Source organism: Microbacterium sp. CR_7, from assembly GCF_041954755.1.
Lineage (GTDB): Bacteria > Actinomycetota > Actinomycetes > Actinomycetales > Microbacteriaceae > Microbacterium.
On the sequence record NZ_JAVAYF010000001.1, the window covers coordinates 244,836 to 264,011 of the forward strand.

The following is a 19,176-nucleotide window of genomic DNA, read 5'->3' on the forward strand; positions in this document are numbered from 1 at the left end:
CGGGCGAGGGTGCGCACGCATCCTCGCCCGAAGACTTCCCAGGAGGAGAAGGAACACATGGCTGGTGAACGACAGGCCCGACTCGCGGATCGCATCCGCGTCATCCTCGCCGAGCGTCTGGAGAAGGGGCTGCGCGACCCGCGCCTCGGATTCGTCACGATCACCGACGTGCGTGTGAGCGGCGATCTGCAGCACGCGTCGGTGTTCTACACGGTGCTCGGCACCGAGGAGGAGCGCGTCGCGAGCGGCGCCGCCCTCACGTCGGCGACCGGGATGCTGCGCAGTGAGGTCGGACGGCAGCTCAGCACCCGGTTGGTGCCGACCCTCGAGTTCATCCCGGATGCCCTGCCGGAGAGCGCGGATCACATCTCCGCACTCCTCCGTGAGGCTCAGGAGCGTGACGCCGAGGTGGCGAAGCTCGCCTCGTCCGCGTCGCATGCGGGCGACGCGGACCCCTACGTGCGTGAGGACGACGACACGCGGTCGTGATGTATCAGCATCTCGCTTGAGACCGGAAAACCGGTTGCTACCGTCGGCTTGACGAGCGCGAGCTCGTCCGGACCGGGGGGACGAAGAGCGGTGCACAGTGCGCGTGGCAGGGCGGAGTCACAGGTCTCCGACGTGATCCCCGTCCTCGAGCGCTTGCTCGCACTCGACCTCGGATGCGCCCCTCACGTCGTGGCGGCCCTCCTCCGACGACTCGACGGCGATCGGGAGTCCGTCGAGCAGGTGGCGGGTGCTCTCGACGCCGCTCAACGCCGCGGTCTCCGGCCCCTGCCGTCGCCACTGCCGCTGGTCCCTGCGATCGAAACGGTCTTCGCCGGCTTCGCACCGTCGCGGGAGGAGAAGCACGCTCTCCTCGAGCAGGCACTCGGCGCGGAATCACCGTTGCCCTCCCATCCTTGCGACGCCCCGGCACTGCGCGAGGGAGCCCCGCAGCGCATGGTGGTGTGGGTTGTCGGCACGAGCACGGCCGATGAGATCCGCGACGCGCACCAGAAGCTCGTCCGGCGATGCGCAGAACGCCGGGATGCGACAGCCTCGGCGTGGCATGAGGCATCCGGGGCGGCGCCTCCCGAGGGGGCAGCCGCCGCCGAACTGCTTCGTGCTGCGGTCCGGTCGCGCGAGGAGGGCGACTCGGAGCGCTCCATGCGACTCGCCGCCCTCGCAGCGCAGCGCTCGAGCGGAGCGATTCGCGATCAAGCCCTCCTCACCGCCGGCGTCGCGGCGATGGCATGCGGGTACGCCGCAGAAGCCGCCGCCTGGCTGACGGAGCCGTTCCGTCACGGTTCGGATCATTCGGCGCTGTTCGGTGCGGCGGCGCTGCTGGCCGCCGAGTCCCATCTGCGCGGCGTGGTGCCTGCTCTCGACCCCGCCTCTCTTCGTTCCAGAGTGACACGGGCGGAGGACGGGTACGCCTATGCCAGGGCTGCCGCCTTCGCAGCCGCTCTGTGCGCAGAGCGGGGTGATCGTGCACGGGCTCGCGTGTGGCTCGACGCCCTGCGCACCGCGACCTCCGCGGCGGGTGCCGAGCGGGAGCTTCGTGATCCGGTGGTCTCCATGACGTGGTTGCTCCTCGGCGAGGGCCACGCCGACGACGCCGGGGGATCGGGCCCACTCACCGGATTGGTCTACGGCGCCCTGCGCGAGGCCGCCGGGGGCGATGTCGAGGCGGGGCTGCGCATGCTCGCCGCCGGCGATTATCGGGGGGTCGACGAACGCGATCCGTTCATCGCGGGGTTCGAGCGAAGCCCGCTCGTCGAGGCGTATCGAGCTGTCGCCGAGGTCCTTCTGCTCACCTGGCGCGGCGATATCCTCACCGCCAGAGAACGCCTCGCTGTGGCGGCGGCGAAGCTTCCGGTCTCCATACCGTTCGCCGGGCTCGGCGTGGTCCTCGCCCGGCGTCTCGACCTCGCTGTGACCGGCGGACTCGGTCCTGTCGCACTCTCGCTGACGGCCGCACTTCCGTCCCCCGCGCGAATCGATCATCTCGTCGATCGTGCCGTACAGGCACACCTCGTTGGCCGGACCGATGAGGCGATGGCGTTCCTGCGTCTGTGGGTAGATCGAGGCGCTCCGCAGCCCGTGCTCGCCGTGCCTGGGATCGACGAGGTCGCTCCGGTCGGTTTCGACCTGGAGGCGATCCCGAGACATCGTGTCGAGCTCCCGGAGATGACGCTCGCGCGGCTTCTGCGGCTTCGGGCGTCGACGGTCCCTCAGACGGCGTGGGCGTCCGAGGCGCCGCAGCTGGAGGAGGAGGCCCGCGGCATCCGCTCGCCCTTCGAGCGCGCACGGGTGTCGGCCGCGTTCGGGCTCCGAGCCGTGATCCACGACGACGCCCGTGGAGGCAGACGTCACCTGCGAGCCGCGCTGGCGTTGTTCGAGGAGTCGGGCGCTCTGGCGTGGGCGAAGCTCGTCGCGGAGAGGCTGCGAATGCTCGATCAGTCCGTGGAGCGCGGAGACGAGCTCGGTGACGCGGTCGCCGCGATCCGCCGGCGATGGGAGCCCATGCTCACCCGGCGCGAACTCGAGCTCGCCTTGGCGGTGGTGGGCGGAGCCTCCAACCGAGAGATCGCCTCGTCGTTCTCCGTCTCCGTGCGAACGGTCGAGGTGCACCTGGGACGGATCTTCGCGAAGCTCGGTGTGCGCACCCGCGTGGAGCTCATGCTGCTCGCTCTGCGCAGCGCCCGTCACGGCTGAGGGTCAACGGGGGAGGCAGAGCACCTCGCCGTCGGCCTCGGCCAGACCGTCGGCGATGAGAGAGTCGATCGCACGGTCCCGCTGCTGCGCGTCCGGCCAGTCGATCAGGAGAGCTGCGAGGGGCACGCCGCGCGGTGCGGCGTCGCGCAGTGCGCGCAGGACCTTCCCGCGTGCCTGCCGGTCGGACCCCTCGAAGGCCGCCTGACGCCGCCTCGTGTCGCCCGTGTCCGGGCGCCCCGCGGCGACCCAGGCGCAGGAGCCCAGCAGGGGGCAGAGCTCGCATCGAGGGCTCCGAGCGACGCACACGGTCGCGCCGAGTTCCATGGCTGCGGCGTTAAACACGGCGGCGTCCGCGTCCGATCGGGGTAGCAGCGCCTCCATGGCCTCCAGATCGCGCCGGGAAGGGGGCCCGGGTTGCGCCTGCCCCCGCACCGCGCGGGCGATCACGCGACGCGTGTTCGTGTCGACCACCGGGTGGCGGTCGCCGTAGGAGAAGACTGCGACGGCGCGAGCCGTGTAGTCGCCGATGCCCGAAAGGGCGAGCAGCGCCTCGATGTCGCGGGGCACGACCCCGTCGTGTCGCTCCGTGATCTCGATGGCGGCGCGATGCAGCCAGAGCGCTCGACGCGGATAGCCGAGGTTCGACCACTGCTGCAGCACCTCCGCAGGGGTCGCCGCAGCGAGGGCACGGGGGGTGGGCCATTTCGCCAGCCACGCGTCCAGGTGCGGGATCACTCTGGTCACGGGCGTCTGTTGGAGCATGAACTCGCTCACGAGCGTGCCCCAGGCGCCGAAACCGTCGTGGAAGGCCGCGCGTCGCCACGGCAGGTCGCGCGCCGACTCTCGATACCATTCGATCAACCGCTGCGTCTCCATGGGGGTGGAGCGCGGAGTCGAGGACACCTCGACAGCCTATGCGACCACGCGCTCCGAGCCGTCCTACGAGGTGTGCGGCTGACGACAGCGCGCATCGTAGGCTGGGGGGATGGTCTCGCCCGGCATCCTTCTCGTCGACAAGCCCTCCGGGCTGACCAGTCACGACGTGGTCGCGCGCGTCCGCCGCGCTTTCGGCACCCGCAAGGTGGGCCACGCCGGGACGCTCGACCCGATGGCGACCGGACTGCTCGTGATCGGCGTCGAAGGGGCGACCCGTCTGCTCACCTACATCGTCGGGGCCGACAAGACGTACGAGGCGACGATCCGGCTGGGCTCGACGACGACGACGGACGACGCGGAGGGCGACGTGCTCACCGAGGCGGGTGCCGCCGCCGTGAGTGCGCTGACGGATTCGCGGCTCGCAGACGGCATCGCCGCTCTGACGGGCACGATCTCGCAGGTGCCCAGTTCGGTGTCGGCTATCAAGGTCGACGGACGCCGTGCGTACGACCGCGTCCGCGCGGGAGAGGACGTGGTCCTGGCAGCCCGCGAGGTGACCGTGTCGCGGTTCGACGAGATCGGCCGCCGTGCGGGCGAGGGATTCCTCGAGCTCGACGTGGTCGTCGACTGCTCCTCCGGCACGTACATCCGCTCGCTCGCCCGCGACCTCGGCGCGGCGCTGGGCGTCGGCGGCCACCTCACGGCTCTGCGACGCACCAGGGTCGGCGACTTCGACGTGCGGGATGCCGTGAACATCGACGAGCTCGCCGACGCCGTGCCGCTGACGCCGGCCGCGGCGGCCGCACGCGTGGTGACTCCGCTCGCGGTCTCTGCCGACGAAGCTCGCGACCTCCGCCATGGCAAGCGACTCGTCGGGCAGGCGTCGCGCCTGACCGCCTCCATCGCCGCCGCCATCGATGCGGAGGGCGTGCTCGTCGGCATCGTGAGCGCGCGCGGGGCGGACCTCAAGAGCGAGATGAACATGCCCGAGGTGACCCGATGACCCTGTGGCTGACCATCGTCCAGATCGTGGCGGCCGCCGCAGCCGGCGTCTTCTGCGTCGCGCTCGGTCTCGCCGGTCGACGGCCCAGCGACTACTCCGTCGGCAGCCTCGCGCTCGTCGAGCTGCTGCTCCTCGTGCAGGTGGTCGTCGCGATCGTGGCGCCGTTCGTCGGCAACCCTCCGACCGGGGACCTGCTCGAGTACTGGGTATACCTCGTGTCCGCCGTGCTGCTCCCGATCGGCGCGGTGCTGTGGGCGCTGATGGAGCGCAGTCGGTGGAGCACCGTCATCCTCGGTGTGGCCGGGATCGCCGTCGCGATCATGGTCTGGCGCATGTACGCGATCTGGACCATTCAAGTGGCCTGAGCGCGCGTACGGGCGACATCCGGGGTCGGACGACCGCGCCTAGAATGGAGGAAGCTATGAGCACCTCCGTCCCCTCCACTCGCATGACCGGCATCGGCCGTGTCCTCGTGATCGTCTACGCCGTGATGGCGCTGGCCGCGACCGGTCGCAGCTTCGTGCAGATCGTCCGGCAGTTCGACGACGCCCCCCTGGCGTACTCGCTCTCGGCTCTGGCCGCGGTGGTCTACGTCCTCGCGACGCTCGCCCTCGTCTTCGCCCGTCGGCCCGGCTGGTACACGGTGGCGTGGGTGGCGATCGTGTTCGAGCTGACCGGGGTGCTGGTGGTCGGGGCGCTCAGCGTCTTCCTGCCCGATCTGTTCCCGCACGACACCGTGTGGTCGATGTTCGGACGCGGCTACCTGTTCATCCCGCTGGTGCTTCCGGTCTTCGGCATCTGGTGGTTGCGCACCCACCGCCCCGCGCCGGTCGTGACGGAGCCCGCGTCGACCGGGGCCGTCGCGTGATCGTCTTCCGTGATCCTCGCGACGTGCCGCGGGGATTCGGTCCGTCGGCGGTCGCGATCGGCAAGTTCGACGGCGTGCACGCCGGTCATCGCGCGGTCATCCGTCGGCTGAAGGAGGTCGCCGGGGCATCCGGCGCGGACGCCGTGGCCGTGACCTTCGATCGCAACCCCCTGGCTGTCCTGCGTCCGGATCGCTGCCCTGAGAACGTCGTCACGGTGGAGCGCAAGCTCGAACTGCTCGCGGAACTCGATCTCGACGCGACGCTCGTCCTGACGTTCGACGAGGAGCTCGCCGCGCGCACGGCCGAGGAGTTCGTCGCCGACATCCTCGTCGGAGCGCTGCACGTCTCGACCGTGCTGGTCGGCGAGGACTTCCGCTTCGGGCGCGGTGGAGCGGGCACCCCGGCTCTGCTGCGACAGCTCGCGCCGCAGTACGGATTCAGTGTCGAGGTGGTCGACGATGTCTACCTGGACGGATCGGAGCGGCGGGTGTCGTCGACCTGGATCCGCGAGCTGCTGATCGCGGGCGATGTCTCGACCGCGGCCCGCGTGCTCGATCGCAACGTCGACGTCCGTGGCGAGGTCGTGCACGGGCTGAAGCGGGGTCGCGAACTGGGCTATCCCACGGCGAACCTGTCGGCGACGGTCGATTCGTTCGTCCCGGCGGATGGCGTGTACGCAGGTTGGCTCATCGACCACGACACCGGGATCCGCCACCGTGCCGCGATCTCGGTCGGCACCAACCCCACCTTCGACGACGTCCTGCAGCGTCAGGTCGAGGCGCACGTGATCGGCGAGACCGACCTCGACCTCTACGGCCATGACGTCACGGTCGAGTTCGTGGAGCGACTGCGCGGGATGGTCGCGTTCGAGGGAATCGAGAAGCTCAAGGAGCAGATGGCCGGCGACGTCGTCGAGGCCGAGCGGGTTCTCGGCCCGGGACGCGACTGACCCGCCGGGCCGGTCCGCGTGGCGCGCACTGCGCCGAGGCAGTCGGATGGCATAGACTGATCGCAGTCGTCACCGATCCTCGCGCGGCATTCGCGCATCGGTCTCGATCGGAAACACTGTTCGTACGGTCCTGGCTCACGCCACACGCGGACATCGAGAACGGCCGTCGCATCACGAGGATGCAGCGGCCTTCACGCTCAGGAGGAGCATGCCGACCACGGCAACCGCCGCCCCGCGGCGCAAGAAGACATCCCGACGCGATGATGAGGCGCCCCTCATCCCGATCCTGGCGCGCAAGGTGCGCGAGATCGAGGCGAAGTCGCAGCGAGGGAAGCTCGGTCCGACGAATCGGGTGAAGTTCCAGGTCATCGCGTTCCTGGTGCGCGAGGAACGCGCCCGCGTCAAGGCCGACGGCGAGATCACCGACGCGACGCGCGCCGAACTGCTGAAGCGCCTCGACGGCGTCGCGACGATCCTCGCCAAGACCGCGGCGCGGGACACCTCGCTCATCCAGCTGCTCGAGGCGGATCAGGCCACGTCGCCCGTCGCCAAACGCATGCGTCGCGACTGGCTGCTGGAGTCGGGCGCCGAGCTCGCTCCCGAGGAGCTGATCATCGCCGACATCGCGCCCGTGCAGATGCCGGTCGTTCCCGCGGCGATCGCCGAGCGCCAGGTCACACCGCCGTCGGTCGAGGCCCGCCAGCTCGCCAACCCGTTCCTCGCCCCCGACCTCACGCCTCGTGCGACCACGACCCCTCGACGGCGTCTGGACGGCTGGGAGCTGATGGGCCCGCTCTACAAGGCCTTCGAGACGGGGGCCGGCGGCTCCGCCGCCAGCATGGACCTGCCGCCCGCGCCGGAGTTCGATCACATCTCGCCCAAGGGACTCGAGGTGATGGTGCACCAGTCGCGCTTCCTCGAAGCCGTGCGGGCCGGCCACCGCAGCTTCCTGCTCGCCGACGAGCCGGGCCTCGGCAAGACCGCGCAGTCGGTGCTCGCAGCATCCGTGGCGAATGCGTACCCCCTGCTCGTCGTCGTCCCGAACGTCGTGAAGATGAACTGGGCCCGGGAGGTCGAGCGGTGGACGCCGCAGCGCCGTGCCACCGTGATCCAGGGCGACGGCGACGACATCGACGCCTTCGCCGACGTGTTCATCGTCAACTACGAGATCCTCGACCGGCACATGTCGTGGCTGGCGTCGATCGGTCTGCGCGGCATGGTGGTCGACGAGGCGCACTTCATCAAGAACCTCTCCTCGCAGCGGTCGCAGAACGTGCTGTCGCTCGCGTCGAGAGTGCGGGAGCGGACTCCCGGCGGAAAGCCCCTGCTGCTCGCGCTCACCGGTACCCCGCTCATCAACGACGTCGAGGACTTCGACGCGATCTGGCGGTTCCTGGGCTGGACCACGGGCGAGAAGCCCGGACCTGAGCTGATGGAGAAACTCGACGCCACCGGGTTCACGCCCGCCGACAAGGCGTTCTATCCGGAGGCGCGGGATGCCGTGATCTCGATGGGGATCGTGCGCCGCAAGAAGAAGGACGTCGCGGCCGACCTCCCCGACAAGCTGATCGCCGATCTGCCGGTGCAGCTCGACGACGAGTTCGGACGCAGCATCCGCCAGGCCGAGCGCGAGCTGGGGGAGCGGCTCGCCGCTCGCTACCGCCGCATCATCGAGGCTCGCGGCGACCGCGGCCTCGCGCCGGGAGAGATCGACGACGACATCGTGCGCCTGGTCGCGCAGAACGAGCTCGAGGAGTCGAAGGCGGCAGGCACGGGCGGAGACAACGTCTTCACCATGGTGCGGCGCATCGGTCAGGCCAAGGCGCAGCTCGCCGCCGACTACGCCGCCCAGCTGCAGCGCTCGGTCGGCAAGGTCGTCTTCTTCGCCAAGCACATCGACGTCATGGATCAGGCGGAGGCGCACTTCGCCGCTGCCGGCATCCGCTCGGTGTCGATCCGCGGCGATCAGACCACGACGACCCGCCAGCAGGCGATCGACGACTTCAACGGCGACCCCGAGGTCGGCATCGCCGTCTGCTCGCTCACCGCGGCCGGTGTGGGTCTGAACCTGCAGGCGGCATCCAACGTCGTGCTCGCCGAACTGTCGTGGACGGCGGCAGAGCAGACGCAGGCGATCGACCGCGTCCACCGCATCGGTCAGGGCGAGCCGGTCACGGCATGGCGCATCATCGCGGCGCACACCGTCGACACGAAGATCGCCGAGCTCATCGACCAGAAGCAGGGGCTCGCGGCGCGGGCGCTCGACGGCGAGGCGACCGATGAGGCCGCAGCGGAGCCCGTGCAGCTCGGGGCCCTCATGCACCTCCTGCGTCAGGCGCTCGGCGGAGCCTGACGACATCTCGGGATCGGCGTCAAGAATCATGATTCTTGACGCCGATTTCTCGTCTGTGGAGGGTGATCGGCGAATATCTCGCGAATCGTCTCGATTCGGCGGCAAGATCGCCGGTTTTCGGCGGTCGGAATGGCGCGCGGTCGCCCCGTGCCGCTAGTGTCGATCGCAGGCAGCGTCGCCTTTCCCCCTTTCCCGAACCCGTCTGAGGCAAGCATGAAGATCGGCATCCTGACGAGCGGCGGCGACTGCCCCGGACTCAACGCGGTCATCCGCGGCATCGTGCTCAAGGGCACCACCACCTACGACCTCGAGTTCGTCGGCATCCGCGACGGGTGGCGCGGCGTGGTCGACGGGGACTTCTTCCCGCTCACCCGTCACGAGGTGAAGGGTCTGTCGAAGGTCGGCGGCACGATCCTCGGCACGAGCCGCACCAACCCCTACGAGGGCGAGCGCGGGGGCGCCGAGAACATCGCCAAGACGCTCTACGGCCACAAGATCGACGGCATCATCGCGATCGGCGGCGAAGGGACCCTCGCCGCGGCCGACCGTCTCGCGAAGGACGGCATCAACGTCATCGGCGTGCCGAAGACGATCGACAACGACCTGCGAGCCACCGACTACTCGTTCGGCTTCGACACCGCCGTCAACATCGCCACGGATGCGATGGACCGCCTCCGCACGACCGGCGACTCGCATCAGCGCTGCATGGTCGCCGAGGTCATGGGGCGGCACGTCGGGTGGATCGCCCTGCACGCCGGCATGGCGGCGGGTGCGCACGCGATCCTCATCCCGGAGGTGCCGCAGACGCTCGAGGAGATCACGGCCCTCGTCACGAGCGCCCACGACCGTGGACGCGCTCCGCTCGTCGTCGTCTCCGAGGGATTCAAGCTGCAGGGCATGGACGAGGCCTACAGCGACAAGGGCCTCGACGCCTTCAACCGCCCTCGCCTCGGCGGCATCGGCGATCAGCTCGCCCCGGAGATCGAGCGCATCACCGGCATCGAGACACGAGCTACGATCCTCGGCCACATCCAGCGCGGCGGTTCGCCGTCGGCCTTCGACCGCGTACTCGCGACTCGCCTCGGTCTGCATGCCGCCGACGCGATCGTCGACGGCGCCTGGGGGCAGATGGTCGCCATGCAGGGCACCGACATCGTGCGCGTCCCCTTCGCGGAGGCGCTCGGCGAGCTCAACACGGTCCCGCGCAGCCGCTACGACGAGGCCGCAGCGCTCTTCGGCTGAGCCGTCGTTCCGAGATCAGGAGGATCGCCCGAGATCAGGACGGTGCCGGTGAGTCGCTCCTGATCTGTGGTGAACCTCCTGATCTCAGGCAGGCTGCGCGGCGCCATGCAGGCCCTGGGCCATCGCCATGAGAACGACGTCGGCGACCTCTCCCGGGTGGAACAGTATCTGCACGTAGTCGAACCGCAGCACGGTGTAGCCGCGCAGTCGCAAGCGTGCGTCCGCCTCGATGTCGCGGCGTCGATCGACCGCTGAGCTGTGGTGGGCGAAGCCGTCGAGCTGCACGATGAGGCACTCGCCGATCAGACCGTCGACGCGACGACCGTCGATCACGACCTGCTGCCGCACGCGGACGCCGTGGCCGCGCATGAGGTCGACGAAGTGCGTCTCGAGTCCCGAATCCGACAGACTCGAAGAGACCGACGCCAGCTCCGTGGCGGGGGTGCTCCGCCAACGCACACGCGCGAGTTCTGCGGAATCGGCGAGGCCTTTCCTGATGGCGGACTCCCAGATCGCCAGAGCGTCGACCCTCTCCTGGCAGTGCGCCACGTGCCTCAGTACGGTCACGAGAGGATCGACGAGCGCGCGCGGGGACGTCGGCACCGGACCGCGCGTCCAGTGCACCCGAAGGCCGGAGGCGTCGAACCGCGCCGCGGTCGGTGACACGGCGATGTGCACCGCGCCGTCGGACGGCGGCACCCAGAGCCCCATGTGGCGTGCGGCGCTCACGCACGTCAGTCTGCCGCCTGCGCTGATTGCGGCCAGGACGGCGGGATCCGCGTCGGGCAAGGCGATCCAGGAGCGGCGCCGGCGCAGCATCCGTCCCGATCGCACCGCCTCGGCGATCGCCTTCTTGCCGAATCCGGCGGCATAGAGCTCGGAGGTGTGGGCGGCGCCGCCATGTGCACGGAGCCAGGTCGCCAGTGTCATCCGTCCACCCTGGAGCACGGGTGAGACCAGTGGATGCCGGAGACGCACGTCCTGTGAGCAGAGCGTCCGAACGGCCGTCCGTGCAGAAGGGGTGGACTGCGACCGAGATCAGGACGTCCGCTCGAGTTCAGGAGCTTGCGAGCGCGAGGTTCCTGTTCTCGGGGGAGTCTCCTGATCTCAGGCAGGACCGGGCGGAGACGCAGTCGCTACGCGAGGCCCACCGTATCGAGGATCCATGCGAGCTCGAAGGCGCGCTCCTTCCAGGAGTTGTAGCGTCCGCTGACTCCGCCGTGCCCGGCGACCATCTCGCACTTGAGCAGCACATCGCGGGCGCCTGCTGCGCGCAGCGCGGCGACCCACTTGGCGGGCTCGACGTACGCCACGCGGGAGTCGTTGAGCGAAGTGACGGCCAGGATGCGGGGGTAGGTCGATCCGTCGCCGATGTTCTCGTAGGGCGTGTACGACTTCATGTACGCGTAGACGTCGGCATCGTGCAGCGGGTCGCCCCATTCGTCCCACTCGATGACCGTGAGGGGGAGCGACGGGTCGAGGATGGTCGTCAGCGCGTCCACGAACGGCACCGCCGCGAGGACGCCAGCGAACAGTTCCGGCGCGAGATTGGTGATCGCGCCCATGAGCAGACCGCCCGCGCTGCCGCCCTCCGCGACGAGGAGCTCCGGGGTGGTGACGCCGTCGGCCACGAGCTGCTCGGCGCACGTGACGAAGTCCGTGAACGTGTTCCGCTTCTGCAGCAGCTTGCCGTCTTCGTACCACTGCCGGCCCATCTCGCCGCCCCCGCGCACGTGCGCGACCGCGAACACGATGCCGCGGTCGAGTTCCGAGAGCCGCGCGACCGAGAAACCGGGGTCGATCGAGTGCTCGTACGACCCGTATCCGTACAGGTGCACCGGGCGGGGAGCATCGCCCGGCTCGCCGAACGAGCGTTTCCAGACGAGGGAGATCGGCACTCGGGTGCCGTCGGATGCCGTCGCCCAGGCGCGGCGCTGATCGTAGTCCTGCGGGTCGTACCCGCCCAGCACCGCGACCTGCTTGCGCAGCACCAGCTCGCGTGTCACCAGGTCCAGCTCGTAGACCGTCCCCGGCGTGACGAACGAGGTGTATCCCAGTCGCAGGAAGGGCGAGTGCCACTCCGGGTTCCCGCTCACGCCCGCCGAGTACAGCGGCTCGTCGAAGGTCACGTCCTCGATCGCGTCGGTGGCGTAGTCGAGCAGCCCGACGCGCTCGAGCCCCTCGCTGCGGTACTCGACCGTGGCGAAGTCGCGGAAGGCGTCCATGCCGAGCAGCCGCCGACCGGGCTCGTGCGGCACGACCACGCGTCGCTCGCCCTGCGGGTCGGCAGCGTCGACGGAGACGAGCTCGAAGTCCAGCGCGCCGTCGTTGTGCAGGATGTACAGCCGGTCCTCGCCGTCGACGACGGCGTGCTCGAGCGAGTACTCGACGCCCTCCTGCCGCGGCCACACCAGCTGCGGGGCCGCCGTGAGATCGCCCGTGAGGTCGACGAGGCGCTCCTCGCTGGTGATGCTCGACCCCACGGCGATCACGAGGTAGCGGCGGCTGCGGGTGATGCCCGCACCGAGCCAGAACTTCTCGTCGGGCTCGTGGAAGAGCTGCACGTCGTCTGCGAGCGGGGTGCCGAGGCGGTGCAGCCACAGGGTGTCGGGCCGCCACGCGTCGTCGCGCGTCGTGTAGACGACACCGGTGCCGTCGGGGGTGAAGAACGCGCTGCCGGTGTTCGGGATCTCGTCCGGCAGCGCCTCGCCGGTCCGGAGGTCGCGGACGTGCACCGTGTACAGCTCGTCGCCCTCGAAGTCGGTCGACCAGAGCAGCAGCGTCGCATCGTCCGAGGTGTCGAACGCGCCGAGCGAGAAGAACTCGTGCCCCTCGGCCTCGACGTTGCCGTCGAGCAGCACGACTTCACCGGGCACGGGGACGCCGGGCTCGAGCACCGGGGGAGTCCAGTCGCCCGCGACGGCGGCGGTGCGGCAGTGGATGCCGTACTGGGCGCCCTCCTCACTGCGGCTGTAGTACCACCAGTCGCCGCGGCGGGTCGGTACGGAGAGGTCGGTCTCCTGCACACGCCCCTTGATCTCCTGGAACAGCGTCTCGCGGAGGTCGGCGAGGTGCGTCAGCTGCTCCTGCGTGTACTTGTTCTCGCTCTCCAGATGCGCGATCACCTCGGGGGAATCCTTGTCGCGCAGCCACTCGTACGGATCGTCGAACGTGTCGCCGTGATGCGTGCGGAGGGTGGAACGGCGGGCGGCGATCGGAGCGTCAGTCACCCTCTCCACGCTAGTCCAGGTCGAGTTGACCGGCACCCGAGTGGGTGGGAGGATCTACCGGGGCCGGTTAACGGAAGTCAAACCCACGGTGAACTCTTCGTTCATCACGTCGATCCCGTCGACACTCCCTCTTCCCGACGACCGAAAGAGAACGGTGGAAACCGCAGTCCTCATCGTCGTGCTGGTGATCGCGCTGGCACTCTTCTTCGACTTCACCAACGGCTTCCACGACACCGCGAACGCGATGGCAACGCCGATCGCCACGGGTGCTCTGAAGCCCAAGACCGCCGTGCTGCTCGCCGCGGTACTGAACCTCGTCGGCGCGTTCCTGTCGACCGAGGTGTCCAAGACCGTGTCGCACGGGATCATCCGCGAAGACAGCATGCAGGGCGAGCTGTTCCTGCCGATGATCTTCGCCGGGTTGATCGGCGCCATCACCTGGAACATGCTGACCTGGCTGCTCGGCCTTCCCTCCAGCTCGTCGCACGCCCTGTTCGGCGGACTGATCGGTGCGACGCTCGTCGGTGTCGGCGTCGCCGGCATCGACTTCGGCATGGTCCTGTCGAAGATCATCCTGCCCGCCCTGATCGCGCCGCTCACCGCGGGCATCATCGCGTTCGCCGCGACGAAGATCGCCTATTCGATCACCCGCCGGTACGACGGCAAGCCCGACGGACGCGACGGATTCCGCTGGGGTCAGATCTTCACGTCGTCGCTCGTCGCACTCGCACACGGGACGAACGACGCGCAGAAGACGATGGGTGTCATCACGCTGGCCCTCATCGCCGTCGGGTGGCAGAACAGCGAGCAGGCCGACCCGTATCTCTGGGTCATCATCGCCTGCGCCGTGACGATCGCCCTCGGAACCTACCTCGGCGGATGGCGCATCATCCGCACGCTCGGAAAGGGCCTCACCGAGGTCAAGCCGGCGCAGGGATTCTCCGCCGAGAGCTCGACCGCCGCGACCATCCTCGCCTCGAGCGCCTTCGGCTTCGCGCTGTCGACCACGCAGGTCGCCTCCGGGTCGGTGATCGGCTCGGGGCTTGGTCGCCGCGGCTCCACCGTGCGCTGGAGGACAGCCGGACGCATCGCCATCGGCTGGCTGCTCACGCTCCCGGCGGCGGGCGCCGTCGGCGCCGTCGCCGCGTTGCTCGTGAACTGGCTCGGCACCTGGGGCATCGCGATCGACGCCGTACTCGCACTCGCCGTCATCGTCGGTCTCTTCCTGCGCTCGCGTCGCGACGCGGTGACCTCTGCGAACGCGATGAGCGACGTCGCCGAGTCGGGCCTCGCGGTCGAGCTCCCCGACACGCCGCCGCCCACCCGCAGGCAGCAGCGCATCGCCCAGGCGAAGGCCGAGGCCAAGGCCCGCGCGGATGCCCGCGAGAAGGCGAAGGCGAAGTCCAAGGCGGATGCCAAGGCGAAGGCGGATGCGAAGGCAGGCGCCAAGAGCAAGCGCAGTGCGGGGGAGACCTCTGAGAAGGCGCCGGTGATCGCCGAGCGAGCGGATGACACGACCGGGGAGGAGTCGCGATGAGCGTCGACATCGACTGGAGCGCGTTCCTGCAGGTCTTCGCCGCCGCGCTCCTGGGTGCGTGCGCCGTCGTCACGTTCTACGCGCTCGGCCTCCGCCTGCTGGTGCGCAGCGGTCATGCCCCCGTGGTGAGTCCCGCCGAGTTCACCGACGCGATCACCGTCGTCACCGAGAAGGAGCTCAAGCGCGCGGCGAAGCAGGCGGCGAAGGCTGCGCGGAAGAGCCCCCTCACGGACGGGCAGAAGCGGGTCTCCCTGGTCGGCGCCTACGCCTGCTTCGCGCTGTGCGCGGCGGCGGTCGTCGTCGGCATCCTCATCATCGTCGTCGGTCACTGACGCCGTCCCGGCAGCCGTCCGCCGCGATCAGCGCAGCAGCCCGGTGACGAGGTCGTCGATGATGTCGTCGGTCGAGGTGTCGGGATCGATGGGGGTCGTGAGGCGATCGAGCAGCAGTCCGTCGATCGCGTAGTGGAACAGGGCGATCTCGCGGCGGCCACCCGGCAACCCCGCAGCGCTGTTGAACGCGACATCGCCGTCGAACCCGGCCCGCTGCCATGCCGCGAGCACGGCTGCGAGCTCGGGGCGACGGCTGCTCTCGAGCCGCAGCTCGAACAGGGCCAGAGTGACCTCGCGGTCGTCGCTCAGGCGGCGGACGATGTCTCGCAGATAGTCAGCGAAGAGCGCGGGGCTCGGGCTGCCGGCGGCGCGGCGCGCGAGATCGTCATCGGCCGGAGCCAGCCGTTCGCCGATGCGCTCGACCAGACCCTCGATCAGCGACTCGCGGTTGCGGAAGTAGTTCGACGTCGTCCCGACCGGGATGCCCGCCTCCTGGTCGACCGCGCGGTGCGTGAGGCCGCGCGAGCCCTGCGCCGCGAGTATGCGCAGTCCGGCATCCGCGATCGCCCGACGTCTGGTCTCGTTCTTCGCCATGACAGCACTCTACCGAGATCACTACAGCTGACGTGGTGTGGGCACTGTCCTCGCGTCGTGGGCTCCGCCTAGGCTGGACGCATGTCAGCGCCCTCCGCGAGCGAATACGTCTTCGGCAGGCACCGCCCCGCCTCCCACGTGATCGTCCACGTCAGTGACCCGCACTTCCTTGCGGGCGGACGGCGATTGGGCGGACGGTACGACGTCGAGGCCTCGTTCGCGCGCACGCTCGAGGCGATCAAGGCCGTGCACCCGCATCCCTCCGCGATCGTGGTCACGGGTGACCTCGCAGACCTGGGGGAGCCGGACGCCTACCGCCGGCTGCGCGCCGCGGTCGAGCCGGTCGCGGCGGAACTCGAAACGGTCGTCGTCTGGGTCGCGGGCAACCACGACGAGCGTCCCGCCCTCCGCGAGGGACTGCTCGACCTGCCGCCGACTCAGGAGCCGGTGACCGGAGTCTGGGACCTCGACGGTCTTCGGCTCGTGGCCCTCGACTCGACCGTTCCAGGCTGGCACCATGGCGATCTCGACGACGCGCAGCTGGAGTGGCTGGCGGACGTCCTCCGTGAACCGGCACCGCACGGCACCCTGCTCGCTATGCACCATCCGCCGCTTCCCAGCCACCTGCCCCTCTTCGACATCCTGGAGCTGCGCCGCCAGGACGAACTCGCCGAGGTGGTCCGCGGCACGGACGTGCGCGGCATCCTCGCCGGCCACCTGCACTATTCGTCGCACGGGATGTTCGCGGGGGTGCCGGTGAGCGTGTCGTCGGCCACCTGCTACACCATGAACGTCGCGAAGCCCGCCCCCGACGTGAACGGAATGGATGCCGCGCAGGCGTTCCAGCTGGTCCACGTCCGTCCCGAGACGATCACCCATACGGTGGTGCCGGTGACGGATGCCGCGACCGGCGACTACTTCTCGGAGGCGTGGCTGGAGGAGATGGCGGCGCTGACCCCGGAGCAGCGTCTCGAGGCGTTCTCGCGCAAGCGCTGACGCGCCGTCGTATCCCTGGCGGCGCATGCGCGCGGGCGTAGACTTGGGGCATCCCCCGCTTCCACACTCGCCACTACCCACAAGGATGTGACATGGCTTCTGCCGCGCCCGCTCTGACCCGCACCGAGACCGATTCTCTGGGAAGCATGGAGATCCCCGTCGACGCGTACTGGGGGATCCACACGGCCCGCGCCGACGCGAACTTCCCGATCACCAAGCGCCCGATCTCGGTGTACCCCGACCTCGTCGTCGCTCTCGCGATGGTGAAGCAGGCGAGCGCCAGGGCGAACCGTGAGATCGGGGTCCTCGACGCCGAGCGCGCCGATCTGATCGACCGGGCGGCGCAGCGGGTGATCGACGGCGAGTTCCACGACCAGTTCACGGTCGGCGTCATCCAGGGCGGCGCCGGCACCTCGACGAACATGAACGCGAACGAGGTCATCACCAACATCGCGCTCGAGATGGCCGGTCGCGAGAAGGGCGACTACTCGTACCTCTCGCCGATCGACCACACCAACCGCAGCCAGTCGACCAACGACGTGTACCCGACCGCGGTGAAGATCGGCCTGTCGCTCACCCTCCGCTCCCTCCTCGAGGAACTCGACCTGCTGCGGGTGTCGTTCCTGCACAAGTCGCAGGAGTTCCACGACGTGCTCAAGGTGGGCCGCACCCAGCTGCAGGATGCCGTGCCGATGACGCTCGGCCAGGAGTTCCACGGCTTCGCCAGCACCCTCGGGTACGACCACACACGCCTGACCGAGAACGCCTCGCTCATGTTCGAGATCAACATGGGTGCCACGGCGATCGGCACCGGCATCACGACCCACGTCGACTACGCGCCAGCCGTGCTCAAGCACCTGCGCGAGATCACCGAGCTCGACCTCGTGACCGCCGGCGACCTCGTCGAGGCCACGAGCGACACGGGCTCGTTCATGTCGTTCTCGTCGACGCTCAAGCGCAACGCGATGAAGCTGTCGAAGATCTGCAACGACCTCCGTCTGCTCTCGTCTGGCCCGCAGGCGGGGCTGGGCGAGATCAACCTCCCCGCGATGCAGGCGGGTTCCAGCATCATGCCCGGCAAGGTCAACCCCGTCATCCCCGAAGTCGTGAACCAGGTCGCGTTCGCGGTCGCCGGCGCCGACATGACGGTCACGATGGCGGCGGAGGCCGGACAGCTGCAGCTGAACGCCTTCGAGCCCGTGATCGCGCACTCGATCTTCCAGTCCATCACCTGGATGCGCCAGGCCATGTGGACCCTGCGGGTGAACTGCGTCGACGGCATCACCGCCAACCGCGACCGCCTGGGCGCGATGGTCGGCGCGTCGGTGGGGGTCATCACGGCTCTCACGCCGTTCATCGGCTACGCGGCGGCCGCGGCGCTCGCGAAGACGGCTCTGCTGACCAACCGCAACGTCGCGGACCTCGTGGTCGAGGCCGGGCTGATGTCGCGCGACGAGGTGACGAAGCAGCTGTCACCCGCGCGCCTCTCGGGGCTGGAAGCCGTGACCGCCGCGATCCCCGTGATCACGCCCGACGACCTCGTCGAGATCTGACCCGACACAGACGACGGCCCCGGCGTTCGCGCCGGGGCCGTCGTCGGTGTCGTCGGGCGCGGGTCAGTCGATCACGCGGCAGTGCGTCGTGAGCTCGCCGAGTCCGTCGATGCCGACCGTCACCGTGGAGCGGTCGCGCAGGAAGATCTGCGGGTCGCGCGAGTATCCCGCTCCGCCAGGGCTGCCGGTCGAGATGAGCGTGCCGGGCAGCAGGGTGAGCGACTGCGAGAGGTGGGCGATCAGCTTCGCGACCGAACGGACCATCTGTCCCGTGCTCGCGTCCTGCACCGTCTCGCCGTCGACGACCGCCCAGATGTGGAGGTCCTGCGGGTCGGTGACCTCGTCCGCCGTCACGGCGAAGGGGCCGGTGGGCGTGAATCCGTCGAAGGACTTGCAGCGCGACCACTGCGCCTCGGAGAACTGGATGTTCCGCGCGGTGATGTCGTTGACGACGGTGTACCCCCACACGTGCGAGAGCGCCTCCGCTTCGGAGACGTCCTTGGCGGGCGTGGCGATCAGCACGCCGAGCTCGGCCTCGTAGTCGACGGCCTCGCTGAGCGAGCGCGGCCAGGACGTGGTCTGCCCGTGACCCGTCAGCGAGTTCGGCCAGAGGGTGAACACCGTCGGCGCCGTGTCGGTCTTGAGACCGAGCTCGCTCGAGTGGGCGGCGTAGTTGAGACCCACGGCGAGAACCGCGGGGGGCGCGATGACTGCGGACGCGAACTCCCAGTCGCCGAGCGGATGCCGCGGGGCGGCGCCGTCCGCGAGGGCCGATCCGAGCGCGTCGAGCAGGGCGGTTCCGCCCTCGATCAGCTGCTGCAGGGTCGCCGGTGCATCGGCGAGGAGGTCGGAGACGAGGATGGCGTCGGTGCCGTCGACCACCGCGAGATTCGCGGTGGGGGAGTCGGCACGGCGCAGATGAGCGAACCGCATGCCTCTACG

17 protein-coding genes are annotated in these 19,176 nt (G+C 69.6%); 12 read left to right on the forward strand and 5 right to left on the reverse strand.

Features of this window, described 5'->3' with window-relative positions; translation table 11 throughout:
* Window positions 1-57: 57 nt before the first annotated feature.
* On the forward strand, window positions 58-489 hold the full coding sequence (rbfA, locus tag RAC81_RS01095; RefSeq protein ID WP_096714972.1) for a 30S ribosome-binding factor RbfA: 432 nt from the start codon (window positions 58-60) through the stop codon (window positions 487-489).
* A gap of 132 nt (window positions 490-621) precedes the next feature.
* Entirely contained in the window at window positions 622-2,700 is a 2,079-nt protein-coding gene (locus RAC81_RS01100) for a LuxR C-terminal-related transcriptional regulator (protein WP_375080598.1), read from the forward strand.
* A 3-nt stretch (window positions 2,701-2,703) separates the two neighbouring features.
* Here RAC81_RS01100 and RAC81_RS01105 read toward each other — a convergent pair whose 3' ends face one another.
* A complete protein-coding gene (locus RAC81_RS01105; protein ID WP_375080983.1) occupies window positions 2,704-3,576 on the reverse strand; it encodes an A/G-specific adenine glycosylase in 873 nt (290 codons plus the stop codon).
* A 109-nt stretch (window positions 3,577-3,685) separates the two neighbouring features.
* Here RAC81_RS01105 and truB point away from each other — a divergent pair, with 109 nt between their 5' ends.
* From truB to RAC81_RS01135, 6 genes are all read left to right on the forward strand, one after another.
* Window positions 3,686-4,579 carry a tRNA pseudouridine(55) synthase TruB gene (truB, locus tag RAC81_RS01110; protein ID WP_375080599.1) on the forward strand — a complete coding sequence of 298 codons (894 nt, stop codon included), beginning with the start codon at window positions 3,686-3,688 and terminating at the stop codon, window positions 4,577-4,579.
* On the forward strand, window positions 4,576-4,944 hold the full coding sequence (locus RAC81_RS01115) for a hypothetical protein (protein ID WP_375080600.1): 369 nt from the start codon (window positions 4,576-4,578) through the stop codon (window positions 4,942-4,944). Before truB ends, RAC81_RS01115 begins: the two co-directional genes overlap by 4 nt.
* Before the next feature lie 56 nt (window positions 4,945-5,000).
* The gene (locus RAC81_RS01120) at window positions 5,001-5,447 is read left to right on the forward strand and encodes a hypothetical protein (protein ID WP_375080601.1); all 447 of its coding nucleotides are present in this window, start codon (window positions 5,001-5,003) and stop codon (window positions 5,445-5,447) included.
* Window positions 5,444-6,397, forward strand: coding sequence for a bifunctional riboflavin kinase/FAD synthetase (locus RAC81_RS01125; protein ID WP_375080602.1), 954 nt, complete (start codon window positions 5,444-5,446; stop codon window positions 6,395-6,397). Before RAC81_RS01120 ends, RAC81_RS01125 begins: the two co-directional genes overlap by 4 nt.
* Before the next feature lie 208 nt (window positions 6,398-6,605).
* A complete protein-coding gene (locus RAC81_RS01130; protein ID WP_375080603.1) occupies window positions 6,606-8,750 on the forward strand; it encodes a DEAD/DEAH box helicase in 2,145 nt (714 codons plus the stop codon).
* A gap of 213 nt (window positions 8,751-8,963) precedes the next feature.
* Window positions 8,964-9,992, forward strand: a complete 1,029-nt coding sequence (locus RAC81_RS01135; RefSeq protein ID WP_096714963.1) for an ATP-dependent 6-phosphofructokinase — start codon at window positions 8,964-8,966, stop codon at window positions 9,990-9,992.
* Window positions 9,993-10,076: 84 nt separating this feature from the next.
* Here RAC81_RS01135 and RAC81_RS01140 read toward each other — a convergent pair whose 3' ends face one another.
* Both RAC81_RS01140 and RAC81_RS01145 read right to left on the reverse strand, forming a co-directional pair.
* Entirely contained in the window at window positions 10,077-10,922 is an 846-nt protein-coding gene (locus RAC81_RS01140; protein ID WP_375080604.1) for an endonuclease domain-containing protein, read from the reverse strand.
* Between the two features lie 206 nt (window positions 10,923-11,128).
* The gene (locus RAC81_RS01145) at window positions 11,129-13,222 is read right to left on the reverse strand and encodes a S9 family peptidase (protein WP_375080605.1); all 2,094 of its coding nucleotides are present in this window, start codon (window positions 13,220-13,222) and stop codon (window positions 11,129-11,131) included.
* Window positions 13,223-13,376: 154 nt separating this feature from the next.
* On the opposite strand from RAC81_RS01145, the gene RAC81_RS01150 reads away from it, so the two are divergent.
* Together RAC81_RS01150 and RAC81_RS01155 are read left to right on the forward strand one after the other, a co-directional pair.
* Window positions 13,377-14,759 carry an anion permease gene (locus tag RAC81_RS01150; protein WP_375080606.1) on the forward strand — a complete coding sequence of 461 codons (1,383 nt, stop codon included), beginning with the start codon at window positions 13,377-13,379 and terminating at the stop codon, window positions 14,757-14,759.
* Window positions 14,756-15,091 (forward strand): peptidase, encoded by a 336-nt coding sequence (locus RAC81_RS01155; RefSeq protein ID WP_375080607.1) that lies wholly within the window; start codon window positions 14,756-14,758, stop codon window positions 15,089-15,091. The genes RAC81_RS01150 and RAC81_RS01155 overlap by 4 nt, the downstream gene beginning before the upstream one ends.
* 27 nt (window positions 15,092-15,118) lie before the next feature.
* On the opposite strand, the gene RAC81_RS01160 is transcribed toward RAC81_RS01155, so the two are convergent.
* Complete coding sequence (locus RAC81_RS01160) at window positions 15,119-15,685, reverse strand: TetR/AcrR family transcriptional regulator (RefSeq protein ID WP_375080608.1); 567 nt, start codon at window positions 15,683-15,685, stop codon at window positions 15,119-15,121.
* A gap of 81 nt (window positions 15,686-15,766) precedes the next feature.
* Here RAC81_RS01160 and RAC81_RS01165 point away from each other — a divergent pair, with 81 nt between their 5' ends.
* Together RAC81_RS01165 and RAC81_RS01170 are read left to right on the forward strand one after the other, a co-directional pair.
* Window positions 15,767-16,681: a phosphodiesterase gene (locus tag RAC81_RS01165; protein ID WP_375080609.1), complete on the forward strand. Its 915-nt coding sequence runs from the start codon at window positions 15,767-15,769 to the stop codon at window positions 16,679-16,681.
* Window positions 16,682-16,773: 92 nt separating this feature from the next.
* Window positions 16,774-18,234: an aspartate ammonia-lyase gene (locus tag RAC81_RS01170; protein WP_375080610.1), complete on the forward strand. Its 1,461-nt coding sequence runs from the start codon at window positions 16,774-16,776 to the stop codon at window positions 18,232-18,234.
* A 63-nt stretch (window positions 18,235-18,297) separates the two neighbouring features.
* Here the strand turns inward: RAC81_RS01170 and RAC81_RS01175 are convergent, their stop codons facing one another.
* Window positions 18,298-19,167, reverse strand: coding sequence for a fumarylacetoacetate hydrolase family protein (locus RAC81_RS01175; RefSeq protein ID WP_375080611.1), 870 nt, complete (start codon window positions 19,165-19,167; stop codon window positions 18,298-18,300).
* Window positions 19,168-19,176: the final 9 nt, after the last annotated feature.

Bases quoted from the DNA above. Each gene is read 5' to 3' on its own strand.
- truB (WP_375080599.1), top strand. From the start codon at position 3,686: ATGGTCTCGCCCGGCATCCTTCTCGTCGACAAGCCCTCCGGGCTGACC.
- RAC81_RS01135 (WP_096714963.1), top strand. From the start codon at position 8,964: ATGAAGATCGGCATCCTGACGAGCGGCGGCGACTGCCCCGGACTCAAC.
- RAC81_RS01120 (WP_375080601.1), top strand. From the start codon at position 5,001: ATGAGCACCTCCGTCCCCTCCACTCGCATGACCGGCATCGGCCGTGTC.
- RAC81_RS01155 (WP_375080607.1), top strand. From the start codon at position 14,756: ATGAGCGTCGACATCGACTGGAGCGCGTTCCTGCAGGTCTTCGCCGCC.
- RAC81_RS01115 (WP_375080600.1), top strand. From the start codon at position 4,576: ATGACCCTGTGGCTGACCATCGTCCAGATCGTGGCGGCCGCCGCAGCC.
- RAC81_RS01140 (WP_375080604.1), bottom strand. From the start codon at position 10,922: ATGACACTGGCGACCTGGCTCCGTGCACATGGCGGCGCCGCCCACACC.
- RAC81_RS01130 (WP_375080603.1), top strand. From the start codon at position 6,606: ATGCCGACCACGGCAACCGCCGCCCCGCGGCGCAAGAAGACATCCCGA.
- RAC81_RS01160 (WP_375080608.1), bottom strand. From the start codon at position 15,685: ATGGCGAAGAACGAGACCAGACGTCGGGCGATCGCGGATGCCGGACTG.
- RAC81_RS01165 (WP_375080609.1), top strand. From the start codon at position 15,767: ATGTCAGCGCCCTCCGCGAGCGAATACGTCTTCGGCAGGCACCGCCCC.
- RAC81_RS01170 (WP_375080610.1), top strand. From the start codon at position 16,774: ATGGCTTCTGCCGCGCCCGCTCTGACCCGCACCGAGACCGATTCTCTG.
- rbfA (WP_096714972.1), top strand. From the start codon at position 58: ATGGCTGGTGAACGACAGGCCCGACTCGCGGATCGCATCCGCGTCATC.
- RAC81_RS01105 (WP_375080983.1), bottom strand. From the start codon at position 3,576: ATGGAGACGCAGCGGTTGATCGAATGGTATCGAGAGTCGGCGCGCGAC.
- RAC81_RS01175 (WP_375080611.1), bottom strand. From the start codon at position 19,167: ATGCGGTTCGCTCATCTGCGCCGTGCCGACTCCCCCACCGCGAATCTC.